Origin of the sequence: Aquirhabdus parva (assembly GCF_003351745.1) — a bacterium.
GTDB lineage: Bacteria > Pseudomonadota > Gammaproteobacteria > Pseudomonadales > Moraxellaceae > Aquirhabdus > Aquirhabdus parva.
Window position 1 is genome coordinate 1,261,118 of the sequence record NZ_CP031222.1, and the last position, 24,492, is coordinate 1,285,609.

The 24,492-nt window shown below is 44.7% G+C and carries 22 protein-coding genes; 14 read left to right on the forward strand and 8 right to left on the reverse strand.

Annotation, left to right across the window (positions count from 1 at the left end):
- Positions 1–41 precede the first annotated feature (41 nt).
- The 10 genes from HYN46_RS05590 (at position 42) to pyrF (ending at position 8,841) form a co-directional block, all read left to right on the forward strand.
- Positions 42–1,166: an enoyl-CoA hydratase/isomerase family protein gene (locus tag HYN46_RS05590; protein WP_114898464.1), complete on the forward strand. Its 1,125-nt coding sequence runs from the start codon at positions 42–44 to the stop codon at positions 1,164–1,166.
- Between the two features lie 59 nt (positions 1,167–1,225).
- The gene (gene tadA / locus HYN46_RS05595; RefSeq protein ID WP_228254928.1) at positions 1,226–1,705 is read left to right on the forward strand and encodes a tRNA adenosine(34) deaminase TadA; all 480 of its coding nucleotides are present in this window, start codon (positions 1,226–1,228) and stop codon (positions 1,703–1,705) included.
- A 42-nt stretch (positions 1,706–1,747) separates the two neighbouring features.
- Positions 1,748–2,245: a molybdenum cofactor biosynthesis protein B gene (gene moaB / locus HYN46_RS05600; RefSeq protein WP_114898466.1), complete on the forward strand. Its 498-nt coding sequence runs from the start codon at positions 1,748–1,750 to the stop codon at positions 2,243–2,245.
- Positions 2,246–2,378: 133 nt separating this feature from the next.
- Complete coding sequence (locus HYN46_RS05605; protein ID WP_114898467.1) at positions 2,379–3,716, forward strand: cation:dicarboxylate symporter family transporter; 1,338 nt, start codon at positions 2,379–2,381, stop codon at positions 3,714–3,716.
- A gap of 24 nt (positions 3,717–3,740) precedes the next feature.
- On the forward strand, positions 3,741–4,169 hold the full coding sequence (locus HYN46_RS05610; protein ID WP_114898468.1) for an SRPBCC family protein: 429 nt from the start codon (positions 3,741–3,743) through the stop codon (positions 4,167–4,169).
- On the forward strand, positions 4,169–4,882 hold the full coding sequence (gene cmk / locus HYN46_RS05615) for a (d)CMP kinase (RefSeq protein ID WP_114898469.1): 714 nt from the start codon (positions 4,169–4,171) through the stop codon (positions 4,880–4,882). Before HYN46_RS05610 ends, cmk begins: the two co-directional genes overlap by 1 nt.
- Before the next feature lie 263 nt (positions 4,883–5,145).
- A complete protein-coding gene (gene rpsA / locus HYN46_RS05620) occupies positions 5,146–6,831 on the forward strand; it encodes a 30S ribosomal protein S1 (RefSeq protein WP_114900632.1) in 1,686 nt (561 codons plus the stop codon).
- 326 nt (positions 6,832–7,157) lie between these two features.
- Positions 7,158–7,454, forward strand: coding sequence for an integration host factor subunit beta (locus HYN46_RS05625; RefSeq protein ID WP_265935989.1), 297 nt, complete (start codon positions 7,158–7,160; stop codon positions 7,452–7,454).
- A 153-nt stretch (positions 7,455–7,607) separates the two neighbouring features.
- Complete coding sequence (locus HYN46_RS05630; protein ID WP_114898471.1) at positions 7,608–7,985, forward strand: LapA family protein; 378 nt, start codon at positions 7,608–7,610, stop codon at positions 7,983–7,985.
- A 175-nt stretch (positions 7,986–8,160) separates the two neighbouring features.
- Positions 8,161–8,841, forward strand: a complete 681-nt coding sequence (gene pyrF, locus HYN46_RS05635; RefSeq protein ID WP_114898472.1) for an orotidine-5'-phosphate decarboxylase — start codon at positions 8,161–8,163, stop codon at positions 8,839–8,841.
- 57 nt (positions 8,842–8,898) lie between these two features.
- Here the strand turns inward: pyrF and HYN46_RS05640 are convergent, their stop codons facing one another.
- Both HYN46_RS05640 and rpsT read right to left on the reverse strand, forming a co-directional pair.
- Positions 8,899–12,552 carry a DUF748 domain-containing protein gene (locus tag HYN46_RS05640; RefSeq protein WP_114898473.1) on the reverse strand — a complete coding sequence of 1,218 codons (3,654 nt, stop codon included), beginning with the start codon at positions 12,550–12,552 and terminating at the stop codon, positions 8,899–8,901.
- A gap of 246 nt (positions 12,553–12,798) precedes the next feature.
- On the reverse strand, positions 12,799–13,065 hold the full coding sequence (gene rpsT, locus HYN46_RS05645; protein WP_114898474.1) for a 30S ribosomal protein S20: 267 nt from the start codon (positions 13,063–13,065) through the stop codon (positions 12,799–12,801).
- Positions 13,066–13,268: 203 nt separating this feature from the next.
- Here rpsT and HYN46_RS05650 point away from each other — a divergent pair, with 203 nt between their 5' ends.
- The 4 genes from HYN46_RS05650 (at position 13,269) to secA (ending at position 18,617) form a co-directional block, all read left to right on the forward strand.
- A complete protein-coding gene (locus HYN46_RS05650; protein WP_114898475.1) occupies positions 13,269–14,123 on the forward strand; it encodes an NAD(P)H-binding protein in 855 nt (284 codons plus the stop codon).
- Positions 14,124–14,174: 51 nt separating this feature from the next.
- Positions 14,175–14,687 carry a ribonuclease E activity regulator RraA gene (gene rraA, locus HYN46_RS05655; RefSeq protein WP_114898476.1) on the forward strand — a complete coding sequence of 171 codons (513 nt, stop codon included), beginning with the start codon at positions 14,175–14,177 and terminating at the stop codon, positions 14,685–14,687.
- Positions 14,688–14,733: 46 nt separating this feature from the next.
- Positions 14,734–15,522 (forward strand): glutathione S-transferase N-terminal domain-containing protein, encoded by a 789-nt coding sequence (locus tag HYN46_RS05660; RefSeq protein ID WP_114898477.1) that lies wholly within the window; start codon positions 14,734–14,736, stop codon positions 15,520–15,522.
- 341 nt (positions 15,523–15,863) lie between these two features.
- Positions 15,864–18,617, forward strand: a complete 2,754-nt coding sequence (secA, locus tag HYN46_RS05665; protein WP_114898478.1) for a preprotein translocase subunit SecA — start codon at positions 15,864–15,866, stop codon at positions 18,615–18,617.
- A 77-nt stretch (positions 18,618–18,694) separates the two neighbouring features.
- Here the strand turns inward: secA and folE are convergent, their stop codons facing one another.
- From folE to HYN46_RS05695, 6 genes are all read right to left on the reverse strand, one after another.
- A complete protein-coding gene (folE, locus tag HYN46_RS05670; RefSeq protein ID WP_114898479.1) occupies positions 18,695–19,378 on the reverse strand; it encodes a GTP cyclohydrolase I FolE in 684 nt (227 codons plus the stop codon).
- Positions 19,379–19,542: 164 nt separating this feature from the next.
- Positions 19,543–20,238, reverse strand: a complete 696-nt coding sequence (locus tag HYN46_RS05675) for a Smr/MutS family protein (RefSeq protein WP_114898480.1) — start codon at positions 20,236–20,238, stop codon at positions 19,543–19,545.
- Positions 20,239–20,279: 41 nt separating this feature from the next.
- Complete coding sequence (trpC, locus tag HYN46_RS05680) at positions 20,280–21,080, reverse strand: indole-3-glycerol phosphate synthase TrpC (RefSeq protein ID WP_114898481.1); 801 nt, start codon at positions 21,078–21,080, stop codon at positions 20,280–20,282.
- 56 nt (positions 21,081–21,136) lie between these two features.
- The gene (gene trpD / locus HYN46_RS05685; protein WP_114898482.1) at positions 21,137–22,201 is read right to left on the reverse strand and encodes an anthranilate phosphoribosyltransferase; all 1,065 of its coding nucleotides are present in this window, start codon (positions 22,199–22,201) and stop codon (positions 21,137–21,139) included.
- Entirely contained in the window at positions 22,191–22,784 is a 594-nt protein-coding gene (locus HYN46_RS05690; protein ID WP_114898483.1) for an aminodeoxychorismate/anthranilate synthase component II, read from the reverse strand. The genes trpD and HYN46_RS05690 overlap by 11 nt, the downstream gene beginning before the upstream one ends.
- Before the next feature lie 353 nt (positions 22,785–23,137).
- Positions 23,138–24,454: an adenylosuccinate synthase gene (locus HYN46_RS05695; RefSeq protein ID WP_114900633.1), complete on the reverse strand. Its 1,317-nt coding sequence runs from the start codon at positions 24,452–24,454 to the stop codon at positions 23,138–23,140.
- Between the last annotated feature and the right edge of the window lie 38 nt (positions 24,455–24,492).

The following is a 24,492-nucleotide window of genomic DNA, read 5'->3' on the forward strand; positions in this document are numbered from 1 at the left end:
AACTAAAATTATTTATAGAATGAACGTAATAGGGATATTAAATGACATCATTGAATTTGGTTGATCATCCAGAGTTAATCACTGAGCGTGCAGGAAATGGTTGGACGATTCTGCGTTTAAATCGCCCAAAATCCTTACATGCGCTTGATGAGTCTTTATCCCGAGCGATATTCGAAGTTCTTATTCAGCTTGCCGTAGATGATGAGACGCAAGCGATTTGGTTTGATAGCTCAACGCAAAAATCGTTCTGTGCTGGTGGAGATGTACGTCAGCTACGTCAGATGTCATTAGACGGCAATCCTGCTGGCGCTGATATGTTCTTTAAAGAGGAATATGCAGCAGACTTGATGCTGCATCAATTTAGTAAGCCGATTGTTGTCTGGGGTGAAGGGTATGTGATGGGTGGCGGGATGGGCTTACTCATGAGCGCACCATTTCGTTTAGTCACTCCAAACTCTAAACTCGCGATGCCTGAGATTAATATCGGTCTCTTTCCTGATGTCGGTGGATCCAGATTTTTAGCTGAGCGTGGTTTAGTGGGGCTGTTTTTAGGTTTAACAGGCGCCATGCTGGATGCCGGTGATGCGCATGCCTTAAATTGGGCCACCCATATCAGTCATCTGAGTAAAGAAGATGTGCTAGCTAAACTCATCCAGTTGGATTGGTCAGTCCAAGAATCAGCAACAGGGCATTATCATCTCGTCGCAGACGCCTTGGCGAACATTCATCGTCCCGTCATTGGGGAGGCACTCAGTCATAGCCTTGATCAGATTTTACAGGTATGCCGTGGTGTTAATTTCTTAGAAGATTATCAAGCCATCACTGTGTTATCGGAACTTTCAAGCAATCATTGGCTTAAGCAAGCCGCAGATAATCTTAAAAATGGTTCGCCATCAACGGCGGCTTTAACTTGGCTACTTTGGCAGTGGGCCAGTCGCGTTGACCGTCCTTGGCCGCAAGTCTTTAATCTTGAACGTCAACTTGCGGAATGGAAAATTCGCCATCCTGATTTTAATGAAGGTGTACGAGCACGTTTGGTGGATAAAGATAATGCCCCAGTATGGCAAGTACAGCATGTTGAGTCGTTGGCTCAAGCGCTTGGTGCAATGCCCGAAGCAGATGATGAAAGTTGGCGAGAGGTGTTAAAGCAGTTTGGTGTAGTGTAGCCATGCCTTTAATTGTAATTTGTGACTTCTTCAATAATTAATACGGTTGTTATTTGACGTTGAATACAGACAATACGGAATTCAGTTCCCAAGACCACATATGGATGACGGCTGCTCTAAACCTTGCTAAACGTGCGGCAGAACTTGGCGAGGTTCCCGTAGGTGCAGTTTTGGTGCATGATGAGCAAATCATCGGCGAGGGGTTTAATCAGCCTATTACTCTTAACGACCCGACTGCTCATGCAGAGATTTGTGCGCTACGTGATGCATGTCAGCGACTCCAAAACTACCGGTTACCTCAAGATGCTACGTTATATGTAACGCTTGAACCATGTACCCAGTGTGTAGGTGCATTGATTCATGGGCGCGTTAGTCGGGTGATCTATGCAGCGGATGAACCTCGAGCGGGTTCATTAGTCAGTGCACGGCAATTATTAAGTGATGGTTTTTATAATCATAAATTTACATTTGTTGGCGGGCTGTTAGCTGAAGAAAGTGGTGCATTACTCAAATCTTTTTTTAAGTCACGACGTGGTTAATATCGTTGAATTCTCCATTTAAATTCATTGGAATATAGTTACATGAAACCATTAAATATTGCTGTTTTAACCGTCTCAGATACTCGTGAACTGGCTACCGATACATCGGGGCAATATCTGTGTGATACCTTGGTTGCTGCAGGGCACCATTTGGCTGACCGCGTCATTGTCAAAGATGATATTTATCAGCTTCGTGCAATCGTCTCAAAATGGATAGCCTCTGATGACGTGCAAGTGGTTATTACAACGGGCGGGACAGGCTTCTCAGGTCGTGATAGTACGCCAGAGGCATTGCAACCTCTATTTGATAAGAGTGTTGAGGGGTTTGGTGAGTTATTTCGCCATTACTCTTTGCTTGAGATTGGAACCAGTACACTACAATCCCGTGCACTTGCGGGCATGGCAAATCGTACCTTGATCTTTTGTGTTCCCGGATCTACAGGTGCATGTAAAACCGCATGGAGCACTATTCTTGAGTCACAATTAAACAGCGAAACGAAACCTTGTAATTTTGTAAATCATGTAAAGTCACCTAAGTAACTATTTTAGATGTAAAAGTTACATTCTAAAACGCAGCGGTTCGCAAATAATAAGCGACATGGATTCGTTTGGTCTGAATATCGCATGTAATATCTTTGAGACTTGAACTCTAAATTTATCAGGATTGATACCTATGGCCGACATAGATAAGCCAACAGCCGAGGTGAGACACCTTGATTATGCGGCTCCGACGCCTCCGAAAAGGTCGGGTCTAAAGTTTCCATCACTTGCATGGCAAATTGTCATTGGCTTAATCGCGGGTATCCTTGTCGGTTGGCTTTTTGCTGGGCAGGAATGGATTACGACTTGGGTTGCACCGCTTGGCGATATTTTTATTCGCCTCATTAAAATGATTGTTGTACCGATAGTGATTAGTACGTTGATTGTGGGTGTGGCGGGTACTGGTGATATTAAGGCGCTTGGGCGTCTCGGTGGAAAGACCTTACTGTATTTTGAGGTAGTGACTACAGTCGCCATTATTGTGGGGATGTTTTTTGCGGATATCTTGCAGCCAGGCACAGGCATTCAGTTATCAGGTCTGACCAAGACAGATATTTCAAGTTATGTTGCAACTGAGCATACCGTTGCCCATCATTCATTTGCGGATACTTTTGTCCACGTTATCCCAACAAATATTATTGATGCGCTTGCAAAAGGCGACATGCTTGCGATTATTTTCTTTAGTGTGATGTTTGGTTTGGGGTTGGCTTCGCTGGGTGAGAAAGGCAAACCCATGGTTAATATGTTTGCATTGACTGCAGATAGCATGTTTTGGATCACACGAAAAATCATGCAACTGGCGCCTTTGGGCGTATTTGGTTTGATGGCTGTTGCCGTCAGTAAATTCGGCCTATCCGCACTTATTCCATTGGCAAAACTGGTCGGCGTTGTTTATTTGGCCATGTTTACTTTCGTTTTTGTGGTCTTTGGTCTGATTGCACGTTGGGTAGGCATACGCTTGCTTGAGCTCATTAAGCTTTTGCGCGAAGAGTTGGTTTTGGCATATAGTACGGCAAGTTCAGAAACAGTTCTGCCGCGTCTGATTGAAAAAATGCAGACTTTTGGGGTGCCAAAGCATATTGTTGCTTTTGTTATTCCAACGGGTTATTCATTCAACTTGGACGGCAGTACACTATATCAATCCATTGCTGCGTTGTTTTTAGCGCAGTTGTACGGCATTGATCTTTCATTAGGACAGCAGGTTACGCTTATTTTGGTCTTGATGTTAACCAGTAAGGGGATTGCTGGTGTTCCGGGGGTGAGTTTTGTTGTTCTGCTGGCAACATTAGGTTCAGTGGGGATTCCTGCTGAAGGGTTAGCCTTTATTGCAGGGATTGATCGAATCATGGATATGGCACGAACTGCGGTGAATGTCATTGGCAATGCTTTGGCATCGGTTGTGATTAGTCGATGGGAAGGTCAATTTCGCACAGGCGATACGACAACGATCGCAGAGATAAAAGAAAGTTAAGTTTTAAATTTTAAGGAAACAGTCATGGCTACAATTACAATTCAACAGCGTTTTGCGCAGTCCCCAGAGCAGGTATTTGCGGTTCTTGGAACGCATGCTGGTTTGGGTGCATGTTTTGCACCGTTACAAGTAACGCGAGTTCAAGATTCTGCTGATACTCATTATCCTGATGGCGTAGGTTCTGTACGAAAAATGGGTATTGGTTCAGTGACGCCGCTTTATGAACAAGTTACTGAGTATGAACCGAATAAGTTTATTGAGTATGTGCTGATCAATAACCCTTTGATTAAGCATCATGTGGGCCGTTTGATTTTTACGCCTGCTGGTACCGGCACTTTATTGAATTACACCATTGAACTAGAAGGAAAGGTTCCAGGTTCAGCACCAATTATTTTAGCTGGGCTGAAAGTGGGTATTGTTCAAGGGCTTAAGAAATTGGCTAAAACACTATAATGACGTACGAATCTGCAAAAGTGCCCAATGTGATTACGATTGATGGTCCAAGTGGCTCAGGTAAGGGGACACTTGCTGCGCGTCTGGCGGTGCACTACGGTTATAACCTTTTGGATTCTGGCGCCTTGTACCGTTTGCTTGGGTTAAAAGCGGAGCAAGAGGGTTTATTTCACGAAGGCGCTTTTCGTGGAAATGTCATTCCGACTGAACAATTGGCTAATCTGGCTTTGACCCTTGATATCCAATTTATTCCAGATGCTGACCAGCAATTATTGGTTTTGCTCGACGGTCATGATGTCACACAGGTCATTCGTACTGAGCAGACAGGTCATCTAGCATCGCAGGTTGCTGTGATTCCAGAGGTGCGTGAAGCGTTGCTACAACGTCAACGGGATTTTGCGGTGCAGCCTGGATTAATTGCAGATGGTCGTGATATGGGTACAGTTGTTTTTCCGGATGCACCAGCTAAAATTTATCTGACAGCGTCAGCCAATGCACGTGCAGAGCGTCGGGTAAAGCAATTGCAGAATATGGCAATTGATGCTAATATAGACAATATTTTATCAGACATCGTTGCGCGCGACCGACGTGATATGGAGCGTGCGATTGCACCCTTGAAACCTGCTGATGATGCCCTCATTGTGGATAGCTCATCGAAAGGAATTGACGAAGTGCTGGCTGAGTTAATTCGTTATATCGATTTACATGTGTAATTGATTTTGATATCCACGAGTCAATTACATCGTAGTATGTTTTAAATTTTTAGCTTTCAGTTGGCTTTGCTTTTTTTAGAGTAAAGTGCATTGAAGGCTTTTTGGTCTTTCTAAAAGCCAAGTGCATTGAAGGCTTTTTGGTCTTTCTAAAAGCCAAGTGAAAATATGGTCAATGGTCTGTTTTTAGATCAAGTGTTTTCATTTGACTCAATCCGATCCGCAGCAGATTGACCCTGCGCGGCTATACACAAACAGGTTATACCATGATGGAATCTTTTGCCGCCCTATTTGAAGAAAGCCTAAAAGGCAAAGGGCTTGACGTCGAAAAGGGCGCGGTGATTCAAGGTACAGTAGTAAACATTGATAGCGATTGGGTCACTGTTGACACTGGACTAAAATCCGAAGGCGTAGTGCCTCGTGAAGAGTTTTTGAGTGAATCTCGTGAACTTGAAGTTGCGATTGGCGACACTGTTGATGTGGTCGTTGAAGCACTTGATAACGGTATGGGTCAAACTGTACTGTCACGTGAAAAAGCAAAACGTGTTGAAACCTGGACTAAACTTGAGCGTCTGTTTGATGCACAAGAAATCGTTACCGGTATCATCTCTGGTAAAGTTAAAGGCGGTTTCACCGTTGATATTGGTCCAGTTCGTGCGTTCTTGCCTGGTTCATTGGTGGACACTCGTCCAATCCGTGACACCACTCATCTTGAAGGTATCGATCAACAGTTCAAAATTATCAAGCTTGATGCTAAACGCAACAACGTTGTTGTTAGCCGTCGTGCAGTTATGGAAGCTGAAAGTTCAGCTGACCGTGAACAATTGCTTGGTAAACTGGAAGAAGGCCAAACCGTTACCGGTTTGATCAAGAACCTCACAGACTACGGTGCATTCGTTGATCTGGGCGGTATTGATGGTCTCCTGCATATCACCGATATGGCATGGAAACGTATCAAGCATCCTTCTGAAGTGGTTGAAGTTGGTCAGGAAGTTACTGTTAAGGTTCTCAAATTTGACCGCGATCGTAACCGCGTCAGCCTTGGTCTGAAACAATTGGGTGAAGATCCATGGGTAGCAATCATGAACAATTATCCAAAAGGATCAATTGTTGCTGCACGTATCACCAACCTGACTGATTACGGCTGTTTCGCTGAAATCGCTGAAGGTGTTGAAGGTCTGGTTCACGTTAGTGAAATGGATCACACCAACAAGAACATCCATCCATCTAAAGTCGTTCAAATTGGCGATGAAGTGAATGTGATGGTGCTTGAAGTTGATCAAGAGCGTCGTCGTATTTCTCTGGGCATCAAACAAACCCGTGCTAACCCATGGGATGAGTTTGCTAAAGCGCATGAAAAAGGCGAAAAAGTATCAGGTACCATCAAGTCAATCACTGACTTCGGTATTTTCATTGGACTGCCTGGCGGTATCGATGGTCTGGTTCATTTGTCTGATATTTCTTGGAGCGAGCAAGGCGAAGAAGCCATCCGCCGCTACAAGAAAGGCGACACCGTTGAAGCGGTTATCCTCTCTGTTGATGCAGAAGGCAATCGTATCAGCTTAGGCGTTAAGCAAATGAGCAACGACCCATTCAACGACTACACAGCGACTAATGATCGCGGTGCACTTGTTAAAGGTACTGTGACTGCTGTTGATGCAAAAGGCGCAACAGTGAACCTCGGTAACGATATCGAAGGTACATTGAAAGCTTCTGAAATCAACCGTGATCGCGTAGAAGATGCCACTAAGCATCTGACTGTTGGTCAAGAAATCGAAGCGAAAATCATCAACGTTGATCGTAAAACACGTTCAATCAACTTGTCGATTAAAGCGAAAGATGAAGCTGAAGACCGTGATGCAGTGAACAACTTGAAAGCAACAACTGCTGCTGCTCAAGAGGGTGCTGGTCCACGTACTATCGGTGATTTGATCAAAGCTCAAATGAAATAAGACTAATCAGGACACTTTTTTTGAGTGTTCAGGTTGTTGAAAAAAGCCATCCTAAATAGGGTGGCTTTTTTATGTGCGACGTTTGCTTTGTGTCAATCGACTACATTATTGTATATAAGGAGTATTTTGGGGTAGACGCGCGAGATGCTTGGTGTTATGTTCCAGACCAAGATAGCCGTATTGTTCTTTATGAACAACAGGTTCGGTTGTATCACTTGTTAATCTAACGTATTACTCTGGCTGCAAGTCATTAAGGATTGTTCGACGCAGTAGACGTGCCGATGAGTAAGATACACTGCCAAAAGAATATAAGGAGTGACATTGTAATGACCACTGGATTAAATAAATCTGACATCATTGATCGTATGGCTGGCCAATATCATCAACTTTCTGAACCTGCAATTGAAGATGCAGTGAAAGTAATGCTCGAGCAAATGATTGATACCTTGACTGATGGTAATCGCATCGAAATCCGTGGCTTTGGTAGTTTTGCATTACACCATCGCGCAGCACGTGCAGGGCGTAATCCTAAAACTGGCCAATCTGTTGCTGTTGAAGCTAAATCGGTTCCACATTTTAAACCTGGTAAAGCGTTGCGTGACGCTGTGAATCCAGAAAAATAAAGCGCCAATAGAATGATCTTGGTGATATGGATTGAGTCACATATTACTTCAAGAAAATTTGATACAAGAAGATCACCTTGGATGTGTATTTTATTAGGTATGCACAATATTCAAGGATAGGGTCTCGAGTCCTTTTAATTTCGGAGTAATATCGTGCGCTTTATTTTAGTGATTTTATTGGTTGCGGTATTTGGTTATTCATTAACCTTGGTACTATTTAATCAATCAGTTACACAGGTTGATTTGCTGTTTGCACAAGTGCCAACCATGAATTTGGGTTTGTTGCTCGTGATTACACTGGGCCTTGGTATCATTGTTGGTTTATTGCTCGGTGTCTTGGTATTTCGTGTGGTACAAACACGTTGGGAAATTAAGCGTCTTAATAAAGAGCTCGATGTCGTACGTGCGCGCCATATTCAGGCAGCTGCAGCAGCTGCTGCCGCTACCGCTACCGCAGCTGCTGCATCGGCAGTACCTGCAGCTACACCAGTAAAACACGAAGAAACAAACATTGTACCGCCAATGATGTAAAGAAGTTGAGCGGTGGTGTAGATGATAAAAAGTCGAGATTAATTCTCGGCTTTTTTATGAATAGTATTTGGTGATATTTGCTGCATATCTGCTTTTCTCACTGCTGCATTTTATTTTATGGCACTGCCGCCGAGCTGAGTTATAATGCGACAAAAGTAAAGAAGAGAATAAAGACGTGAGTTTAATAGTTGCATTGGACACCCATTCACTAGATGCTGCACTGGCGATCGCTGATCAGCTTGACCCTACGCTATGTCGAGTCAAAGTGGGTAAGGAGCTCTTTACTTATACTGGCCCTGCTGTGGTTCAGGCACTACATGCGCGTGGTTTTGAAGTTTTTCTCGATTTGAAATTCCATGATATACCCAACACGACTGCTCACGCTGTTCAAGCTGCCGCAGATTTGGGTGTGTGGATGGTGAATGTGCATGCCAGTGGCGGTCGTCAGATGATGCAGACTAGTGCGGCACGTTTAAAGCAAGGCGGGTATGCGACGCATCTGATTGGGGTCACTGTACTGACTTCCATGTCAGCTGAAGATTTGTTGGATGTAGGGATTACGATTAGTCCTGCAGAGCAGGTCGTGCGTTTGGCCCAGCTTGCCTATGACAGCGGATTGGGTGGTGTGGTGTGTTCCGCACAGGAAGCGGCACTCTTACGAGCAAAGTTTGGTCCAGAGTTCTTATTGGTGACGCCGGGAATTCGCCCAGCGGGTAGTAATGCTGATGACCAAAAAAGAATTGTGACGCCTGCTGATGCAATGCGCCAGGGGGTGAGTCATATGGTTGTTGGTCGTCCGATTACTCAAGCGGCTTCACCGAAGCAAGCTGTACTTGACATCTTAGCCAGCATCTAAGTGCTGCGCTTTATCTGGGTTGGATTGAAATCTCAGCTCAGATGAGGCTTAAGAGGCTTATTTCAACACAAAATCAACACGATTCGGTCCACCTTTATCTTTGATGCCGTCACTGGTCAATTTTGGCGCGATTAAGAATATTCGATCAGATCCGATTTCACCTTTAGTTTGTAAATAGGTGCGAATCGCTTCTGACCGTTGATTGGCTAATGAAACTAAATCATCTTGGCTCACGGCTGTATTGGTCACAATAAGCTTTTCCATTTCCGCAGGCGGAAGAGATTTATTCAGACCAATAAAGTTATGAGGCTTTTCAAATTTTGAAGCGCTGTAGACTTTACCCATATACTTTTGTTTATCCGCATCGGTAACTGGGTTTTCTAATGAGTCTTCGGCATTCAGTTCTGAATTATCCTTGCGCTTAAGGGATTTAATCTTGCGATTCAACAAGTTTTGGCTGATGCCAATACTATCTGTTTTAGGGTCTGCGCGACCGACCAAATCCATTTTAAGTGCGGGGCGATCAATGAGCGCTTTTGCAATCGTATCAAGCTTACCCTGAGCTTCTTTGGTCAGCACAGCAGAGCCTGGTGCAAACTCTGCATAGCCTAACTCATCTCCTCCGCCAAATGCTGAACTGATCAAGGCGAAAGGAGATGTGACGGCTTTGGTGATCAAGTTAATAAAGATACGCACAATGATGCCACCAATAGAAAACTGTGGATCAGAGAGTGTTCCTGAGATTGGCAAATTAATATTAATTTGGCCATGACGATCTTTAAGCAGTGCAACGGCTAGGAGCACTGGCAGTTTAGTCGCGGTAGGACTTTCTATACGGTCACCAAAGGTTAATTGGTCGATACGGACATTATTTTGTGCAACGAGCTTATCGTTTTCAATGTGATAGTTCACATCCATCGACAGCTTTCCTTTTTCAATGGCATAACCTGCATATTTAGCGGCATAGGGCGTTAAGCGGGGGAGCTCGACACCATTTGCACTGGCCTTAATATCTAGAAACATGGGTTTAAAGAGCGGGTTTAATGAACCTGATATGGTGACAGGTGCATCGTTGTCGATTTTGCCATTGAGATCGATCGGGGCTGCTTGTGGTTTGTCTGACGAAACGGCGCCAATGCTACCATTCATATTGGTGAGGTTTGCGGTGTAATGCGGTTTAACGAAATTGTCCGTGTAATTGATGTTGCCGCGCTTAAGGATGACTTGACCGATTTTAATCACTGGGCTATTGGATTTTGGTTCTGTAACAGTTGCAACAGCCACAGCTGGTTTTACTTCGATTTTAGATACATCTGGCTTTGTAGTATCCGCAGGTGTATCTGATGTGACTGATTTTGGCGCTGAGCCTGGCGGTGTATTTTTGGCAACGATCACATCCTGCAGATTGAGTTTTGCTGCCTCAGAAAGAATAAGGCGAGCGTAGAAATTATCTAGGGTAATCTTAGATAGCGTGACGCTCTGTGCAGTACCGCCGATGTTGGCATTAATACCACTGATATCTAACGTATTCCATTTAAGAAAGCCATCTGAGGTGACTTTATCAATGGCACGTAGATTATTGACGCGAAAATTACCATTATAAGTCGTATGCAGTTGCTGATGAGCAACGGGTGGTGTCAGTTGAAGCTTGCCTTTAGCGCTAGCTTGTCCTGCCGCAAGGACGATATTAAGATAATCTGTGAAATAAGGCTGTACCGCAGTGATAGGAAGGTTTTGAGCATCAATTGCGAGATTCAGTGATTTAAATTGCGCTGCGATCATCCCATCTACTATCAGTTTTCCCGTTTTATTTAATTGTGTTTTTAGGCCGACTTTGAGTGGGGTATCCAGTTTACTGGAGATATTCTCAACCGTGAGATTGAGTCCATCAGCACGAAGTTGAACAGCAGGTGTGACGGTGTTGTCTGTCAGGCTTACATGGCTATCATTGATTGCCAACTGATTAAGGTGGGCAGTCCAGTTGTTTTGAGTTTTCTTAGCGGATGAGTTTGCTTGAGTTGAGGTCGGTCGTTTTGTCTTTGGGGTTGCTAATATAAATTGCTCAAGATTGATTTTACCCTGTGCATCACGACGAATATCACTTTGGAGACCTTGCAAGCGTACTGCGCTGATATTTGCGGTCTTGGTTAATGTGTTGACGTTGGTGTTTTCAAGGTTAATTTTTTGTGCACTGATAGTGTTAGTTGGTGTGGAGCGTGAAGTTGCTTTGAGTGCATTGAGCTCTGCTCTTAATTCTTTGAGTTCCAATTGCCCATTATGAATATCCAGTAATGTATTGAGCGAGAGCTCGCCAGAAACTGATGCAGCAAGTACCCGGTTCATATAGGGTTGATATAGCGCGAGCGGGAGCGCGGCAATATGTACCTTACCCGATAGATCACCGCTCAATGGGCTTACAGTGCCGGCAAATTGGATATCTTGATTTTGTGCAGTACCACTGGACAGTATGAAGTTGCTCGGCGGAGCTTCTTTTGCGGAGGATAGCTTGGTTGCCAAGAGTGTAATGTTCTTGAGCTGGGTATTAAATACTGGGGATGCATTTGTGGCATCTTGCCAATTTAAAGTTCCGCCTTGGATGTCCAGTTTTGTCAGGATAATCTTGGGTAAGGACTCTTGAGTATTGGGTGAGGCTTTAGATTGTATGGGGGATGGCTTAGTTGCTCCTTTGAGCATAGCCCAGTTCAATTGTCCTTGATGATTTAAGCTACTCCACACTTCTGGATTTTTAATTTCGATTTTATCAATATCAGCATCGCCATTGAGCAGATTCAGCTTATGAAGCTGGGTATTAATGCTCTGAACATAGAGCAGGGGGTTATTTGCTTTGTCTTTTAGTGCTAGATCATCAAGTTTAATTTTGCCAGACAGTGCCACTTCTGGCTGATTCTTATTTCGAGAGAAGGTGAGATCCAGTTGCGTGGATAATTTACTGCTTTGAATATTGATAGGTAATGCCACAGGAGAGAAGGCGGCATAACTTGCCAGATCCAGTTGATCAATATCAAAGGCTAATGAAGTTTCTTGATTGCCTGAAAAGGGTTTGCTTCGCCCTTTGAGATTAAAAGTGGTTCCATTAATGATCGCGGATAGATGCGGTTGGACAAAAATATCAATCTTGCTGGGAAAGTTAGAGACATAGGGAAGTCCTACATTGAGTGACTCGATCTTAACTTTTTTGCCCGTGACCTGATCATCAAATTGGATAGCACCGTTTTCGAGTTGGATATTCGATACGGAAAAGAGCGTTGTTCCGTTACTCTTAGGTTTTGCGAGAATACGGTCTAAAATATCTGAGAAGTTATAGCGCCCAGATTTTGCTGCACTTGTGCGCACGATATGTAGCTTGGGCTCAATGAGTTTAGCTTCGCTAAGAACGGGCGCAAGACGATAGATAGATGTCAGTGATGTGCTGAGTTCGAGTTTTTTTGCTGAAAATGCGGTGGTCACTTTATCGGGTTCGAAAAGTGAGAAGTCTGATGCGGTAAGGGTAAATGTCAGTGGATTGAAGCGAATCTCACCGATAGTCGCCCGTCTACCGATTTGCGTTTCGATTTGCTGCTCGACGATGTGCTTCGCTAATGGTGGTACAGCAAACCAGCTGATTATCGCTAGCAGGGCTAAAATGAGTAGCGTGATACTCATCCAACGTAAGATTTTAGGAAGTTTTGATGAGAGATTGAGAGTCTTCATGCCCTTTTTCCTTATAGACAAAATGTCCAAAGCCCATCATATCTACGATGGTTTGCAAAAGATGTGTAGCAGTTCGGATATTATGCTTTAGCGATTGGAAGTTTACTGTAAGTATCTTGAAACAGAAGGACAAATACGAGATAGCAAGACGAGCTTAAGTAGGATCTTATAGAGAGGGGATTACTTAATTTTGTACAATAAAAAACGCCCAATTAAGGACGTTTTTTGATCATTAAAGGCGAATGCTTATTTAGCAAGTGCTTTAATGTGAGCGTTCAAACGGCTCTTATGACGTGCAGCTTTATTCTTGTGAATAATGCCTTTGTCTGCAACGCGGTCAATAACTGGAACTGCTTGTTTGTAAGCAGCAGTTGCTGAAGCGTATTCACCAGTAGCAATCGCATTGACTACTTTCTTGATGTATGTGCGAACCATTGAACGTAGGCTTGCATTATGTTGACGTTGTTTAACGTTTTGACGTGCGCGTTTGCGAGCTTGGGCTGAATTTGCCACTCAAGCGACTCCTTTAGATGTAGGTAATTGACTTAGACAACATTCAAAACCAGCCATGCCAGAAGTCATGAACCCGCTCAAACGTGCTAATAGATCAAATTAAGGCGCGAATTATGCCGTAGTCGCATTTTAAAATCAAGCAAAACGCTACCCAAATTCCACGGAATTCTTAGTTTTTACAAAATCGCCTTGATTAGAATCTCATGCAAAACTTGAAAACGGATAGGATAGGGCATTCGTTGGGGGAAGTACTCAGTTTTTTTAATATCAATGAACTTAAAAATAGATTAAATACAGGTGATTATATGGCTATTGTAACACAAGCTTCGAGAAGTGGGCCTTTAGCAATAGTAATCGGGGCTACGGGGTTGGTCGGGCGTCTTCTAATTCAGCAGTTGTTACAGTCAGGGCATTATCAAACGGTGTATGCAGTTGTACGCAAGTCTTTTGATTTATCGAGTTATGATTTAGTCAATGCGCAAACTCAACTTGCATGGATTCAGATTCCAGATTTCAACAAGCTCCATCAAGTGCTTTCGAGTTATGACTTATCTGGTGCTGATGCATTTAGCACGTTGGGATCGACTCAAAAACAAGCAGGAAGTAAAGAGGCTTTTTATCAGATAGATCATGATTTTAGTCTTGCTTTTGCCCAAGTGTGTCATCAACAAGGCGCGCGTCATTTATTGCTGGTTTCAGCAATGGGAGCAAATGCCCATTCACTGGTCTTTTATAACCGGGTTAAAGGCATTCTTGAGGCCGATATTCAAAAAATAGGTTTTGAACATTTTTCTGTGTTTAGGCCTTCTTTATTATTAGGCGCGCGCGCGCATGAGAAGCGCTGGGCTGAGGATATCGGTCAGAATTTATTTACTTGGGGGCAAAAGCTACTACCCGAGACATTTAGCGTTCGTCCGATTGAAGCAAATCGCGTTGCAATTGCGATGAGTCAGGTTGCACGTTTGAAGGCCAACGACAACGCTTTAAAACCGTTGGATCACGATATTTGCATTTATTCTAATCATGAGATGTTAAAAGCGACATTAAATGCTACTTAATATGTTTATAATTTAGAAATTGAATTTAAAAATGACCATGGAGTATCGACAATGACTGTTTCTCAAGCTGTTGATTTTGTGACCTGTGATTTGTTGGATGATCATCCAGATACACAAGTGTGTAGCCCGTCGATAGATGGTAAGTCGTTTCGTAATTTTGGTGGTCGTAAAGCGTTTGGTGGATTGGTCGTGACCGTCAAGTGCTTTGAAGATAATTCGCGCGTCAAAGAGCTACTTGCAACGGAAGGTGCTGGCAAAGTATTGGTTGTGGATGGTGGTGCTTCTATGCGCTGCGCGCTGCTTGGTGATTTGATTGGGGAAAGTGCGGTTAAGAATCATTGGGCGGGTGTGATCGTTTATGGTTGCGTACGTGATGTCGATGCCCTTGCGACTCTTGATTTAGGTGTACAGGCACTCGCCAGCATCCCACAAAAAAGCAATCGTAAAGGACTTGGTGAGACGGATGTGACCTTGAGTTTTGGCGGTCTTATGATCGAGTCAGGGATGTATGTCTATGCAGATAACAATGGAATTTTGGTGTCTGATGTGGCGTTAATCAGCTAGTTATTATTTGCAATGCTGATTTAAATATTAAAAAATGGAATTCGTTATGATTATGCATCAAATTAAGGTTTTGCAGTCGGTTGTTTCTACATTGCTTGAAGGGGGACGTGGAGTCAGTGGCACAGCCAATCCGAAACAACCTGCATTGGCGATTCAACTGTACGATAGAGAAGGTTGTCCATTTTGCCGTCGTGTACGCGAAGTATTGACCATGTTGAACTTGGATTTTGAAGTGTATCCATGTCCTAAAAACGGTACTCGTTTTCGCCCTATAGCGGAACAAATTGGTCAAGAGATAGGCGGCAGTGTTCAGTTTCCATTGCTGGTTGATGAAAATACGGGTGTGAAGCTACAGGGGTCTCAGGCCATTATTGATTACTTGTTTCAAACCTATGGTAAAACTGGGAAAACACCCGCGAAATGGAAAAATCTATCTAAACAGCCTGTCATCGGTACGCTGGTGAGCGGAGCTCGTTTGATGCGGGGGCTGAAAGCTGACTCTACTAATGCAACAAAAGCGCCACCCGCACAGATGTTGCAGTTGTGGAGTTTCGAAGCCAGTCCTTACACGCGTCTGGTCCGTGAGCGTTTATGTGAGCTTGAGTTGCCGTATGCGCTGCATAATGTGGCAAAGGAACGTTGGCAAGATATGGGGCCAGCTGTACTGCGTTTGAAGCCGGGTCCTTATGTTCCGCTTGCAGGTGGTAAACGTGAACGTGAGATCGTCAATATGCAAGGACGATTACAAGTTCCTTATTTGATTGATCCTAACACAGGTGTTCATCTGTTTGAATCAAAAGATATTATTGACTATTTGAACCATACATATTGTTAATTAGTTCTATAGCCGGCTCTGGTGATGGCAAGCTGGCTCTAGGAGCTAGTGAAAGTTTGTTGAATTTAATCCACCGGATGTACGGGTTTACCCTTGCACTTCGGCAGCCAGTCACCATAATACACAAAGGTTAAGAATACTGTATGTGTGAATATTAGCGCTTAGATTGCTATAACGGATTTAATCATCGTTTTTGTGGTTGTGTCGTTAGCCTGCTTTAATTGAAATAGTTTTGCGTTAAAGTTTTATTGAGTACGCGACAATGTTTGAGTCGCATCGTTTAGAGTCACTTTTAGTATAAGGTGACTTGTTTAAAATCATTTATTTAGAGTCGATAGTCAATGTTAGCTAGTCTGGTCGGTGGCATTTTTGGCACCAAAAATGAACGTGAACTTAAACGGATGCGTAAAAGCGTCGATGCCATTAATGCCTTTGAGCCGACAATTTCGGCACTTAGTGATGCTGAAATAGCTGCAAAGACATCCGAATTTAAAAAGCGTTATCAGGATGGGGCAACATTAGACAGCTTATTGCCTGAAGCTTTTGCGGTCTGTCGTGAAGCCAGTAAGCGTGCGCTGGGCATGCGTCATTATGATGTGCAGCTCATCGGTGGGATCACCTTACATGAAGGTCGTATTGCTGAAATGCGTACTGGTGAGGGGAAGACCCTCATGGCAACACTGGCGTGTTATTTGAATGCGCTGAGTGGTGCTGGTGTCCATGTGATTACCGTGAACGACTATTTGGCTGCACGTGATGCGGAGCTAAACCGTCCATTGTTTGAGTTTCTAGGACTCACTGTTGGCGTGATTCGCTCCATGCAGAGTCAAGAAGAGAAGCATGAGGCTTATCGTGCGGATATCACTTACGGAACCAATAACGAATTTGGTTTTGATTATCTGCGTGACAACATGGTGTTCACACCAGAAGAGAAGAAACAACGCGGTTTGAACTACGCGATCATCGATGAAGTTGACTCGATCCTGATTGATGAGGCACGTACCCCGCTGATTATCTCTGGTCAAAGTGATGATTCTTCAAAACTTTATGCCATGATCAACCAACTGGCGCCAGAGCTAACACGTCAAAAAGAAGAAAAAGTTCCTGATGGTGGACATTTCTGGATCGATGAAAAACAGCGCAGCATTGATATGACCGAAGCGGGTTATGAATATGTTGAACAGCGTCTGACGGAGATGGGATTGCTGGAAGAAGGGGATAGCTTATATTCACCCAGCAAGCTGAATTTGGTTCATCATGTCCATGCTGCACTCCGTGCCCACAATCTGTTTCAGCGTGATGTGCACTATATCGTCAGTGAAGGGGAGATTGTGATCGTCGATGAGCATACTGGTCGTACTATGCCGGGTCGCCGTTGGTCTGAAGGTCTGCATCAAGCTGCTGAAGCGAAGGAAGGTTTGAATATTCAAAATGAAAACCAAACTCTCGCGACAACAACTTTCCAGAACTACTTCCGTCTCTATCATAAACTCGGTGGTATGACGGGTACCGCAGATACAGAAGCAGCCGAATTTGCCCAGATTTATGCTTTAGACGTGGTGGTGATACCTACGCATCGTCCAATGGTTCGTATTGACCAGAATGACCTGATTTTCCTTTCGAAAGTCGGGAAATACAAAGCCATTATTGAAGAGATCAAGCGTATCCAATTGACTGGTGCACCTGTATTGGTGGGTACGGCCACGATTGAAGCCAGTGAATTTTTATCCAATATGCTGACGCAAAGTGGTATTCGTCATGAAGTGTTGAACGCGAAACAGCATGAGCGTGAAGCATATATCATCGCGCAGGCGGGTAGTCCCTCAGCCATTACGATTGCAACCAATATGGCGGGTCGTGGTACTGACATTTTGCTCGGTGGTAACTGGAAAGTAGAACTTGAAGCGATTCCTGACGCGACTGAAGCAGATGCCCAGCGCCTTCGTGCTGAATGGGAAGTGAAGCATAAGCAAGTGATTGATGCGGGCGGTTTACATATCATTGGTTCTGAGCGTCATGAGTCACGCCGTATCGACAATCAGCTCCGTGGTCGTTCTGGTCGTCAAGGTGATCCTGGTGTATCGCGCTTCTATTTGTCACTTGAAGATGACCTGATGCGTATTTTTGCGGGTGATCGTGTGACCAACATGATGCGCGCGATGGGTCTCAAAGATGACGAAGCCATTGAGCATAAAATGGTGAGTCGCTCGATTGAGAATGCGCAGCGTAAAGTTGAAGCACGTAACTTTGATATTCGTAAAAATCTGCTCAAATATGATGACGTAGCGAATGAGCAACGTAAGATTATTTATGGCCAACGTGATGATGTGCTCTATGAGCCAACGATTCATGAAGGCATCTTGAATATGCATCATGACGTGATCAATGGTCTAATCGATAACTTTATTCCACCACAAAGTATTGATGATCAATGGAATATTCCGGGTCTTGAGAACTCATTGTCGGTTGAATTCGGCCTGAGCTTGCCCGTGCAACAATGGTTAAAAGAAGATCGCCGTTTAGATGAAGATGCATTGCGTCAGAAAATCGTTGATGCATCGGTTGCACACTACGAAGCGCGTCGTGTTCAGATGGGCGATGAAACGGCGAATATGTTGGAACGTCATTTCATGTTGCAATCACTGGATCGTCATTGGAAAGAGCATCTGGCTGCAATGGACTATTTGCGCCAAGGGATCCATCTGCGTGGTTATGCTCAGAAAAATCCAGAGCAGGAATATAAGCGCGAAGCATTTACTTTGTTCCAAAACATGCTGGCAGCAATCAAGTCTGAAGTGATTCAAGATTTATCGCGTATGCATGTCCCAAGTGCTGAAGAAATTGCCGAGATGGAAGCACAGCAGCAACGTGACGCTGAGGCAATGCATCTCCAGTTCCAACATTCTGGGGTAGATGGTTTAACAGGCGAAGTGTCCCAAGACCCTGAGCTTGCAGCATTGAATCAAGCGGATATGCGTTTGAATGGCACCTTTACCGAAGTCAATCCTTATGCAGGGCAGAACATTGGTCGTAACTCGCCATGCCCTTGTGGATCCGGGAAGAAATATAAGCAATGTCATGGTGCACTGGTTTAATCGCTGTGCATTGAGCGTGTGAATAAAAAAACGAACCTAGAGGGTTCGTTTTTTTTATATCCATTTAAAACTTCAAATTAGAATCTCGACGCTGGCAACGCCCTCAAAAACTCATTCCGCGCCTGATTATCCGTCGTAAACTGGCCGATCATGGCGACACTGCGTGTACTAGAATCCTGCTTTTGGACACCGCGCATCATCATACACATATGCTGTGCATCCATGACCACTGCCACACCGCGTGCGCCTGTTGCATCCATCACAGCTTGAGCGATCTCTTGGGTGAGGTTCTCTTGAATCTGTAACCGGCGTGCATACATATCGACGATACGTGCCATTTTGGATAGACCCAGTACTTTACCTTCAGGCAAATAAGCAACGTGCGTATGACCCATAAACGGTAATAAATGATGTTCACACATTGAGAAGAACTCAATGCCTTTAACCATCACCATTTCATGATTGTTGGAAGGGAAGATCGCGCCGTTGGTGACGTCTTCTAAGGTTTGCGCATAGCCTTTAGTCAGGAAAGACAGTGCTTTTGCAGCACGGATTGGGGTATCCACAAGACCTGGACGTGTTAGATCTTCACCTACACCACTAATCAAAGTCGCGTAAGATTGCTGTAGCGCAAGGAGGGTAGACTCTTGCGTGCTTTCAGCACCTTGTTGCTCTGCAAGCTCTTGTTCAGCCAAAAGCTCTTCAGCAGTTTGATTGCCAGCATACAGGTGAACTGATGGCTGTCTTAAAGGTAATGTCATAACACCAAACTTCCAACATTGCGCTGTGATGCGCTTAAAAAAGAATATCTTTGTTGCATCTAATCAACTTTCAATGACGATCACTTCAAAAAAGTGATATGGATACCAACAATGTGCATATCATAAAGCCAACGGCTCAGAATGATAAGTTATTTATCGTCATGTCATCGTTCCCCACGTTTCAGCAGAACCAGTACGGCTCCCGTACCACCTTGTGCAACAGGGGCGCTGACAAAGCCCATCACTTCTGGATGCTGGCGCAACCAGCTGTTTACATAGGTTTTTAAGGTGGCTTCAATGCCTTTGCCATGAATGATTTTGATCACATTGGGTGACAATGCTTCTGGATCAGCTTGAGCCATCCGAATAATTTCTAAAACGGCTGCCCTAGCTTGCTCTGTAGTACACCCATGTAAATCAACGGCATGAACCCAACGCAAATTCCCCGACTTTAATTGGTCGAATACACGATGTTGTAAAGTCTTTTCACGAAAAGACAGAATGGCTTCACTGGCAATGGGGTTGAGCAACGCTTTGGTATCCGAAATACCGTCAATACTTGCGCCATCGGTACCAATCGCAGCTGCTCTACGTGCTAAAAGCGTTGGATTCAGTGCTTTTTTGATCGGCTTAGATATGTGAGGTACAGTTTGTTCTTGAGGGATGGGTTGAATCCCTTGTGTGGCTTTTTGAAAAAGAGCCGCGGCATCGGCATCTTGTGCGGCAAGTTTAGCCGCTTGTTCATCAGCTAGCCGCTTCTCCGCTTTTGCTTTCTCAAGCTCTGCTTGCTTCTTTAAGTCCGATTTCAAGACGTTCAGGCTGGCAAAAGCGGAAGGATTTGGGATTGAGGGTTTAGACATAAGGGAGATTAAAACAGATTCCAATGAGCCTATTGTGCTGTTTAAATCAGCGCAGGCTTGCCAAAAAGATTCGTCAATGCATGACCTGCATGTGCTTCACGCATCATACTTTCGCCAACGAGGAAAGCATGAATCCCTTGAGATTGCATGAGCATGACATCGTTCGGTGTGCTGATACCACTTTCGGTGACGAGAGTGCGATCGGAAGGAATATATTTGCTCAAGCTTAAGGTGGTATTTAAGCTCACTTCAAAGGTTTTGAGATTGCGGTTATTGACACCAATCAGATTGGTTGGAATTTCCATCGCACGATCCAGCTCAGCATGATCATGGACTTCAACCAGTACATCTAGATTTAAGCCTACTGCGGTATCATAGAGCTCACGCATTTGGCTATCAGATAAACACGCAGCGATCAGGAGTACACAATCAGCACCTAATGCACGACTTTCGATGATTTGATAAGGATCAATCATGAAGTCTTTGCGAATTACAGGCAGCTTAGATACGGCTTTCACTTCTTTAACATACAAGTCATTGCCTTGGAAAAAGTCAACATCGGTGAGCACGGATAGACAGGCTGCACCCGCTTGTTCATATTGCACAGCGATTTGGGCGGGACGAAAATCAGCGCGAATAATGCCTTTTGATGGTGATGCTTTCTTGATTTCAGCGATCACGGCTGGGCGGTGATGTTGCATGCTCTTGGCAAAACCGCGTACTGGGTCAATCGTTAAAATCTTTTGTTCCAAGTCATGCTGCGATATTTTCTTGCGGCGTTCAACCAGTTCAACGCGTTTACGCGCAACGATTTTATCAAGAATAGTAGGGGCGTTGCTCATGGTGATGCTCGTATATCTATATAGGTTTTTGCAGACTTAATAATGCTGATGCATTATTAAGCGGATTGCTTTAAGGAGTGTGTGAACTCAGCCAACATGGTGAGCTTTTCTAAGGCTTGACCGCTGTAAATCACATCTTGAGCGAGCTCTACACCTTGTTTAATGCTATGAGTGACGCCCGCGATAAAGAGTGCTGCACCAGCGTTAAATGAAATCATCTGTATGGCGACTTGGCTGGCTTCAGTCGTCTGTTTACCAAAGGCATCCTTAATCAGGCGCAATGAATCTTTGGCATCGACGATCTCAAGAAGTTCAATCGACTGCGTTTTTAAGCCGACATCCTCAGCACGAAGCTGATATTCGGTAATGACGCCATCTTTGAGTGCCACAACTTGATTCGGCGCGGCGATGGATAGTTCATCAAGCCCATCATGACTGTGAACAACCAATGCATGCTCACTGCCAAGCTGCGACAAAACTTCGGCCATTGGGCGACACCACTCAAGGGCATAGGCACCAATGAGGTGATGAGTCAGTCCAGTTGGGTTCGTCATTGGGCCAAGTAGATTAAAAATGGTCCGTATGCCTAAAGCACGGCGTACGCCAATGGCATGTTTCATCGCTGGATGATGCTGGGGGGCGAACATAAAGCCCAGCCCCAGCGTATCGATACAACGTGCAATTTGTGGGCTATCCAGCTCTAGGCTGACGCCTGCCGCTTCTAATAAGTCGGCACTGCCTGATTTACTGGATGCCGAGCGATTACCGTGTTTCGCGACGCGTGCACCTGCAGCAGAGGCCACAACAGCAGCGGCAGTTGAGACATTGACTAAATTTGCGCCGTGACTAGTGCCACCAGTTCCGACAATGTCGATTGTTCGTTCAAGCTTGGAGAGTGGGACGCGTTTCATGAGGGCGCGCATCGCACGTACCGAGCCTTCAAGCTCGGAGGCGGACTCGCCTTTGATTCGTAGCGCAACTAGAAATGCGGCAATCTGAGCATCATTTGCTGCACCCTGCATAATGTCGAGCATGACTTCTTGCATGCTTTCCATAGACAGGGATTGGCCTTGTAGCAGTGGATCTAAGGCGGCACGAATCAGCTTAGAATCAGGCTGCATAATCTTTCCATTCTTCCAGAAAACTTTTTAGTAAATCATGACCATGCTCACTTAAGATTGACTCAGGGTGAAACTGTACCCCTTCAATCGGCAGTGTTTTATGACGCAAGCCCATAATTTCATCGAGCTTACCATCAAGTGATGTCCATGCCGTCACTTCTAAACAGTCGGGCAGGGTATTTTTATCGACGACCAGTGAGTGATAGCGTGTAGCATCGAAGGGTGTTTTTAACCCTTTAAAGACACCTTTATCAGCATGGTGGATCGCTGAAATCCGTCCATGCATCACCTCACGCGCACGAATCACATCGCCGCCAAAGGCTTGGCCTATAGCCTGATGGCCTAGGCAAACACCCAGCAGTGGAATTTTGCCTGCAAAATGGTGAATCGCTTCAAGGGATATACCCGCTTCGTTTGGAGAGCATGGACCGGGTGATATCACCAGATATTGCGGTTTCATCGCTTCGATATCTGCAATCGTCAGCTCATCATTACGCACGACTTTGACGTCTTGACCCAACTCGCCAAAGTACTGCACGATGTTGTAAGTGAAGCTGTCATAATTATCGATCATTAAAAGCATTTGTTAAATAACCTTCTGTATTTAATGATATTTAATCACGTGGGTCTTGAGGTGTACCCGCAATGGTACCCACAGGGAAAAAATAGCCATTTGTTTCAAAGTCTGCGCAAATTATGCAAGCTTTTGACTCATTAAGACATTGTATCATCATCGCGATGTATTGCGTGTCCAAGCTTGATGACTAAAAATGAATTGCGATATTCATTTACGTCTTCATGCTCAGCAAAACGTCGATCAAAAAGCCCATCAAATAAAAAACGACCATCAAGATGATGGTCGTTCTTTGAACGCGTCATAGGCTTGCTTTAGAGTATCTATAGCACAAGTGCGATGACAGTTAAAAGACGTTGACCTTATTCAAAGGGATGACGCAATACAATCGTTTGTTCACGGTCTGGACCTGTAGAAATAATATCAACAGGGCAGCCAACCAGCTCTTCAATGCGCTTAATATAAGCTCGTGCATTAGCTGGGAGTTGTTCTAAAGTTGTTGCACCGATGGTCGATTCCGACCAACCTGGCATGGTTTCATAGATTGGGGTGACGTTTTCAAATGCAATCGCGTCTGAAGAGCCGATACAACCGCCATTATTACCTTGCTCGTAACGTACACAAACTTCGATGGTATCCAAACCATCCAAAACATCCAGCTTGGTTAAGCAGATCCCGCTGATTGAGTTTAGCTCAACTGCACGACGCAGTGCGACTGTGTCAAACCAACCGCAGCGACGCTGACGACCAGTAGTAGCACCAAATTCATGACCTACGGTACCCAGATGCTTACCGATCGCACTGCCAATATCGGTGCTTGCATCGTAATGGAGTTCGGTTGGGAAGGGGCCGGCGCCAACGCGTGTGGTGTAGGCTTTGGTAATCCCGAGGACATAGTCGAGGTACAATGGACCGAAGCCAGTACCCGTGCTAACGCCACCTGCAGTCGTGTTGCTGCTGGTGACATAAGGGTAGGTACCATGATCGATATCGAGCAATGTGCCTTGAGCACCTTCAAACATCAGTGACTTACCTTCGCGGCGATAGTCATGCAAGGTTTCGGTGACATCACAAACGAGAGGGCGAATGACTTTTGCCCATTCGCGTGCTTGTTCTAGGGTTTTCTCATAGCTCACGGCTTCAACACCGTAGTATTGGGTCAGGCGGAAATTATGGTATTCCATGATTTCACGTAAACGATCAGCAAAATCAGTATCGCGAATCAGGTCAGCCAAGCGTAAACCACGACGTGCAATTTTGTCTTCATAAGCAGGTCCAATTCCACGACCCGTAGTGCCGATTTTTGAGGCACCACGGCGAATCTCACGCGCTTGATCCAGTGCGATATGGTAAGGCAGGATCAATGGGCAGTTAGGAGAGACACGCAGGCGTTCACGAACAGGAACCCCTTTATCTTCCAGTGTTTTCATTTCTTTGATCAATGCATCAGGTGCAAGGACCACGCCATTACCGATCAAACACAGCACATTCTCACGCAAAATGCCTGATGGGATCAGATGCAGGACAGTTTTTTCACCGCCTACAACGAGGGTATGACCCGCATTATGACCGCCCTGAAAACGAACTACTGCGGCAGCTTGATCAGTGAGCAAATCCACGATCTTGCCTTTGCCTTCATCGCCCCATTGCGAGCCTAGTACGACAACATTCTTACTCATACCACTGATTCCCATTGATGATTCTTACTGATAGTACA

Excerpts from the sequence above, each read along its gene's own strand:
- HYN46_RS05675 (WP_114898480.1), bottom strand. The coding sequence starts at position 20,238 with ATGTCTAAACCCTCAATCCCAAATCCTTCCGCTTTTGCCAGCCTGAAC.
- moaB (WP_114898466.1), top strand. The coding sequence starts at position 1,748 with ATGAAACCATTAAATATTGCTGTTTTAACCGTCTCAGATACTCGTGAA.
- HYN46_RS05610 (WP_114898468.1), top strand. The coding sequence starts at position 3,741 with ATGGCTACAATTACAATTCAACAGCGTTTTGCGCAGTCCCCAGAGCAG.
- cmk (WP_114898469.1), top strand. The coding sequence starts at position 4,169 with ATGACGTACGAATCTGCAAAAGTGCCCAATGTGATTACGATTGATGGT.
- HYN46_RS05690 (WP_114898483.1), bottom strand. The coding sequence starts at position 22,784 with ATGCTTTTAATGATCGATAATTATGACAGCTTCACTTACAACATCGTG.
- rraA (WP_114898476.1), top strand. The coding sequence starts at position 14,175 with ATGACTGTTTCTCAAGCTGTTGATTTTGTGACCTGTGATTTGTTGGAT.
- HYN46_RS05660 (WP_114898477.1), top strand. The coding sequence starts at position 14,734 with ATGATTATGCATCAAATTAAGGTTTTGCAGTCGGTTGTTTCTACATTG.
- HYN46_RS05695 (WP_114900633.1), bottom strand. The coding sequence starts at position 24,454 with ATGAGTAAGAATGTTGTCGTACTAGGCTCGCAATGGGGCGATGAAGGC.
- HYN46_RS05625 (WP_265935989.1), top strand. The coding sequence starts at position 7,158 with ATGACCACTGGATTAAATAAATCTGACATCATTGATCGTATGGCTGGC.
- HYN46_RS05650 (WP_114898475.1), top strand. The coding sequence starts at position 13,269 with ATGCAAAACTTGAAAACGGATAGGATAGGGCATTCGTTGGGGGAAGTA.
- folE (WP_114898479.1), bottom strand. The coding sequence starts at position 19,378 with ATGACATTACCTTTAAGACAGCCATCAGTTCACCTGTATGCTGGCAAT.
- HYN46_RS05590 (WP_114898464.1), top strand. The coding sequence starts at position 42 with ATGACATCATTGAATTTGGTTGATCATCCAGAGTTAATCACTGAGCGT.
- rpsA (WP_114900632.1), top strand. The coding sequence starts at position 5,146 with ATGATGGAATCTTTTGCCGCCCTATTTGAAGAAAGCCTAAAAGGCAAA.
- HYN46_RS05605 (WP_114898467.1), top strand. The coding sequence starts at position 2,379 with ATGGCCGACATAGATAAGCCAACAGCCGAGGTGAGACACCTTGATTAT.
- trpC (WP_114898481.1), bottom strand. The coding sequence starts at position 21,080 with ATGAGCAACGCCCCTACTATTCTTGATAAAATCGTTGCGCGTAAACGC.
- secA (WP_114898478.1), top strand. The coding sequence starts at position 15,864 with ATGTTAGCTAGTCTGGTCGGTGGCATTTTTGGCACCAAAAATGAACGT.
- HYN46_RS05640 (WP_114898473.1), bottom strand. The coding sequence starts at position 12,552 with ATGAAGACTCTCAATCTCTCATCAAAACTTCCTAAAATCTTACGTTGG.
- trpD (WP_114898482.1), bottom strand. The coding sequence starts at position 22,201 with ATGCAGCCTGATTCTAAGCTGATTCGTGCCGCCTTAGATCCACTGCTA.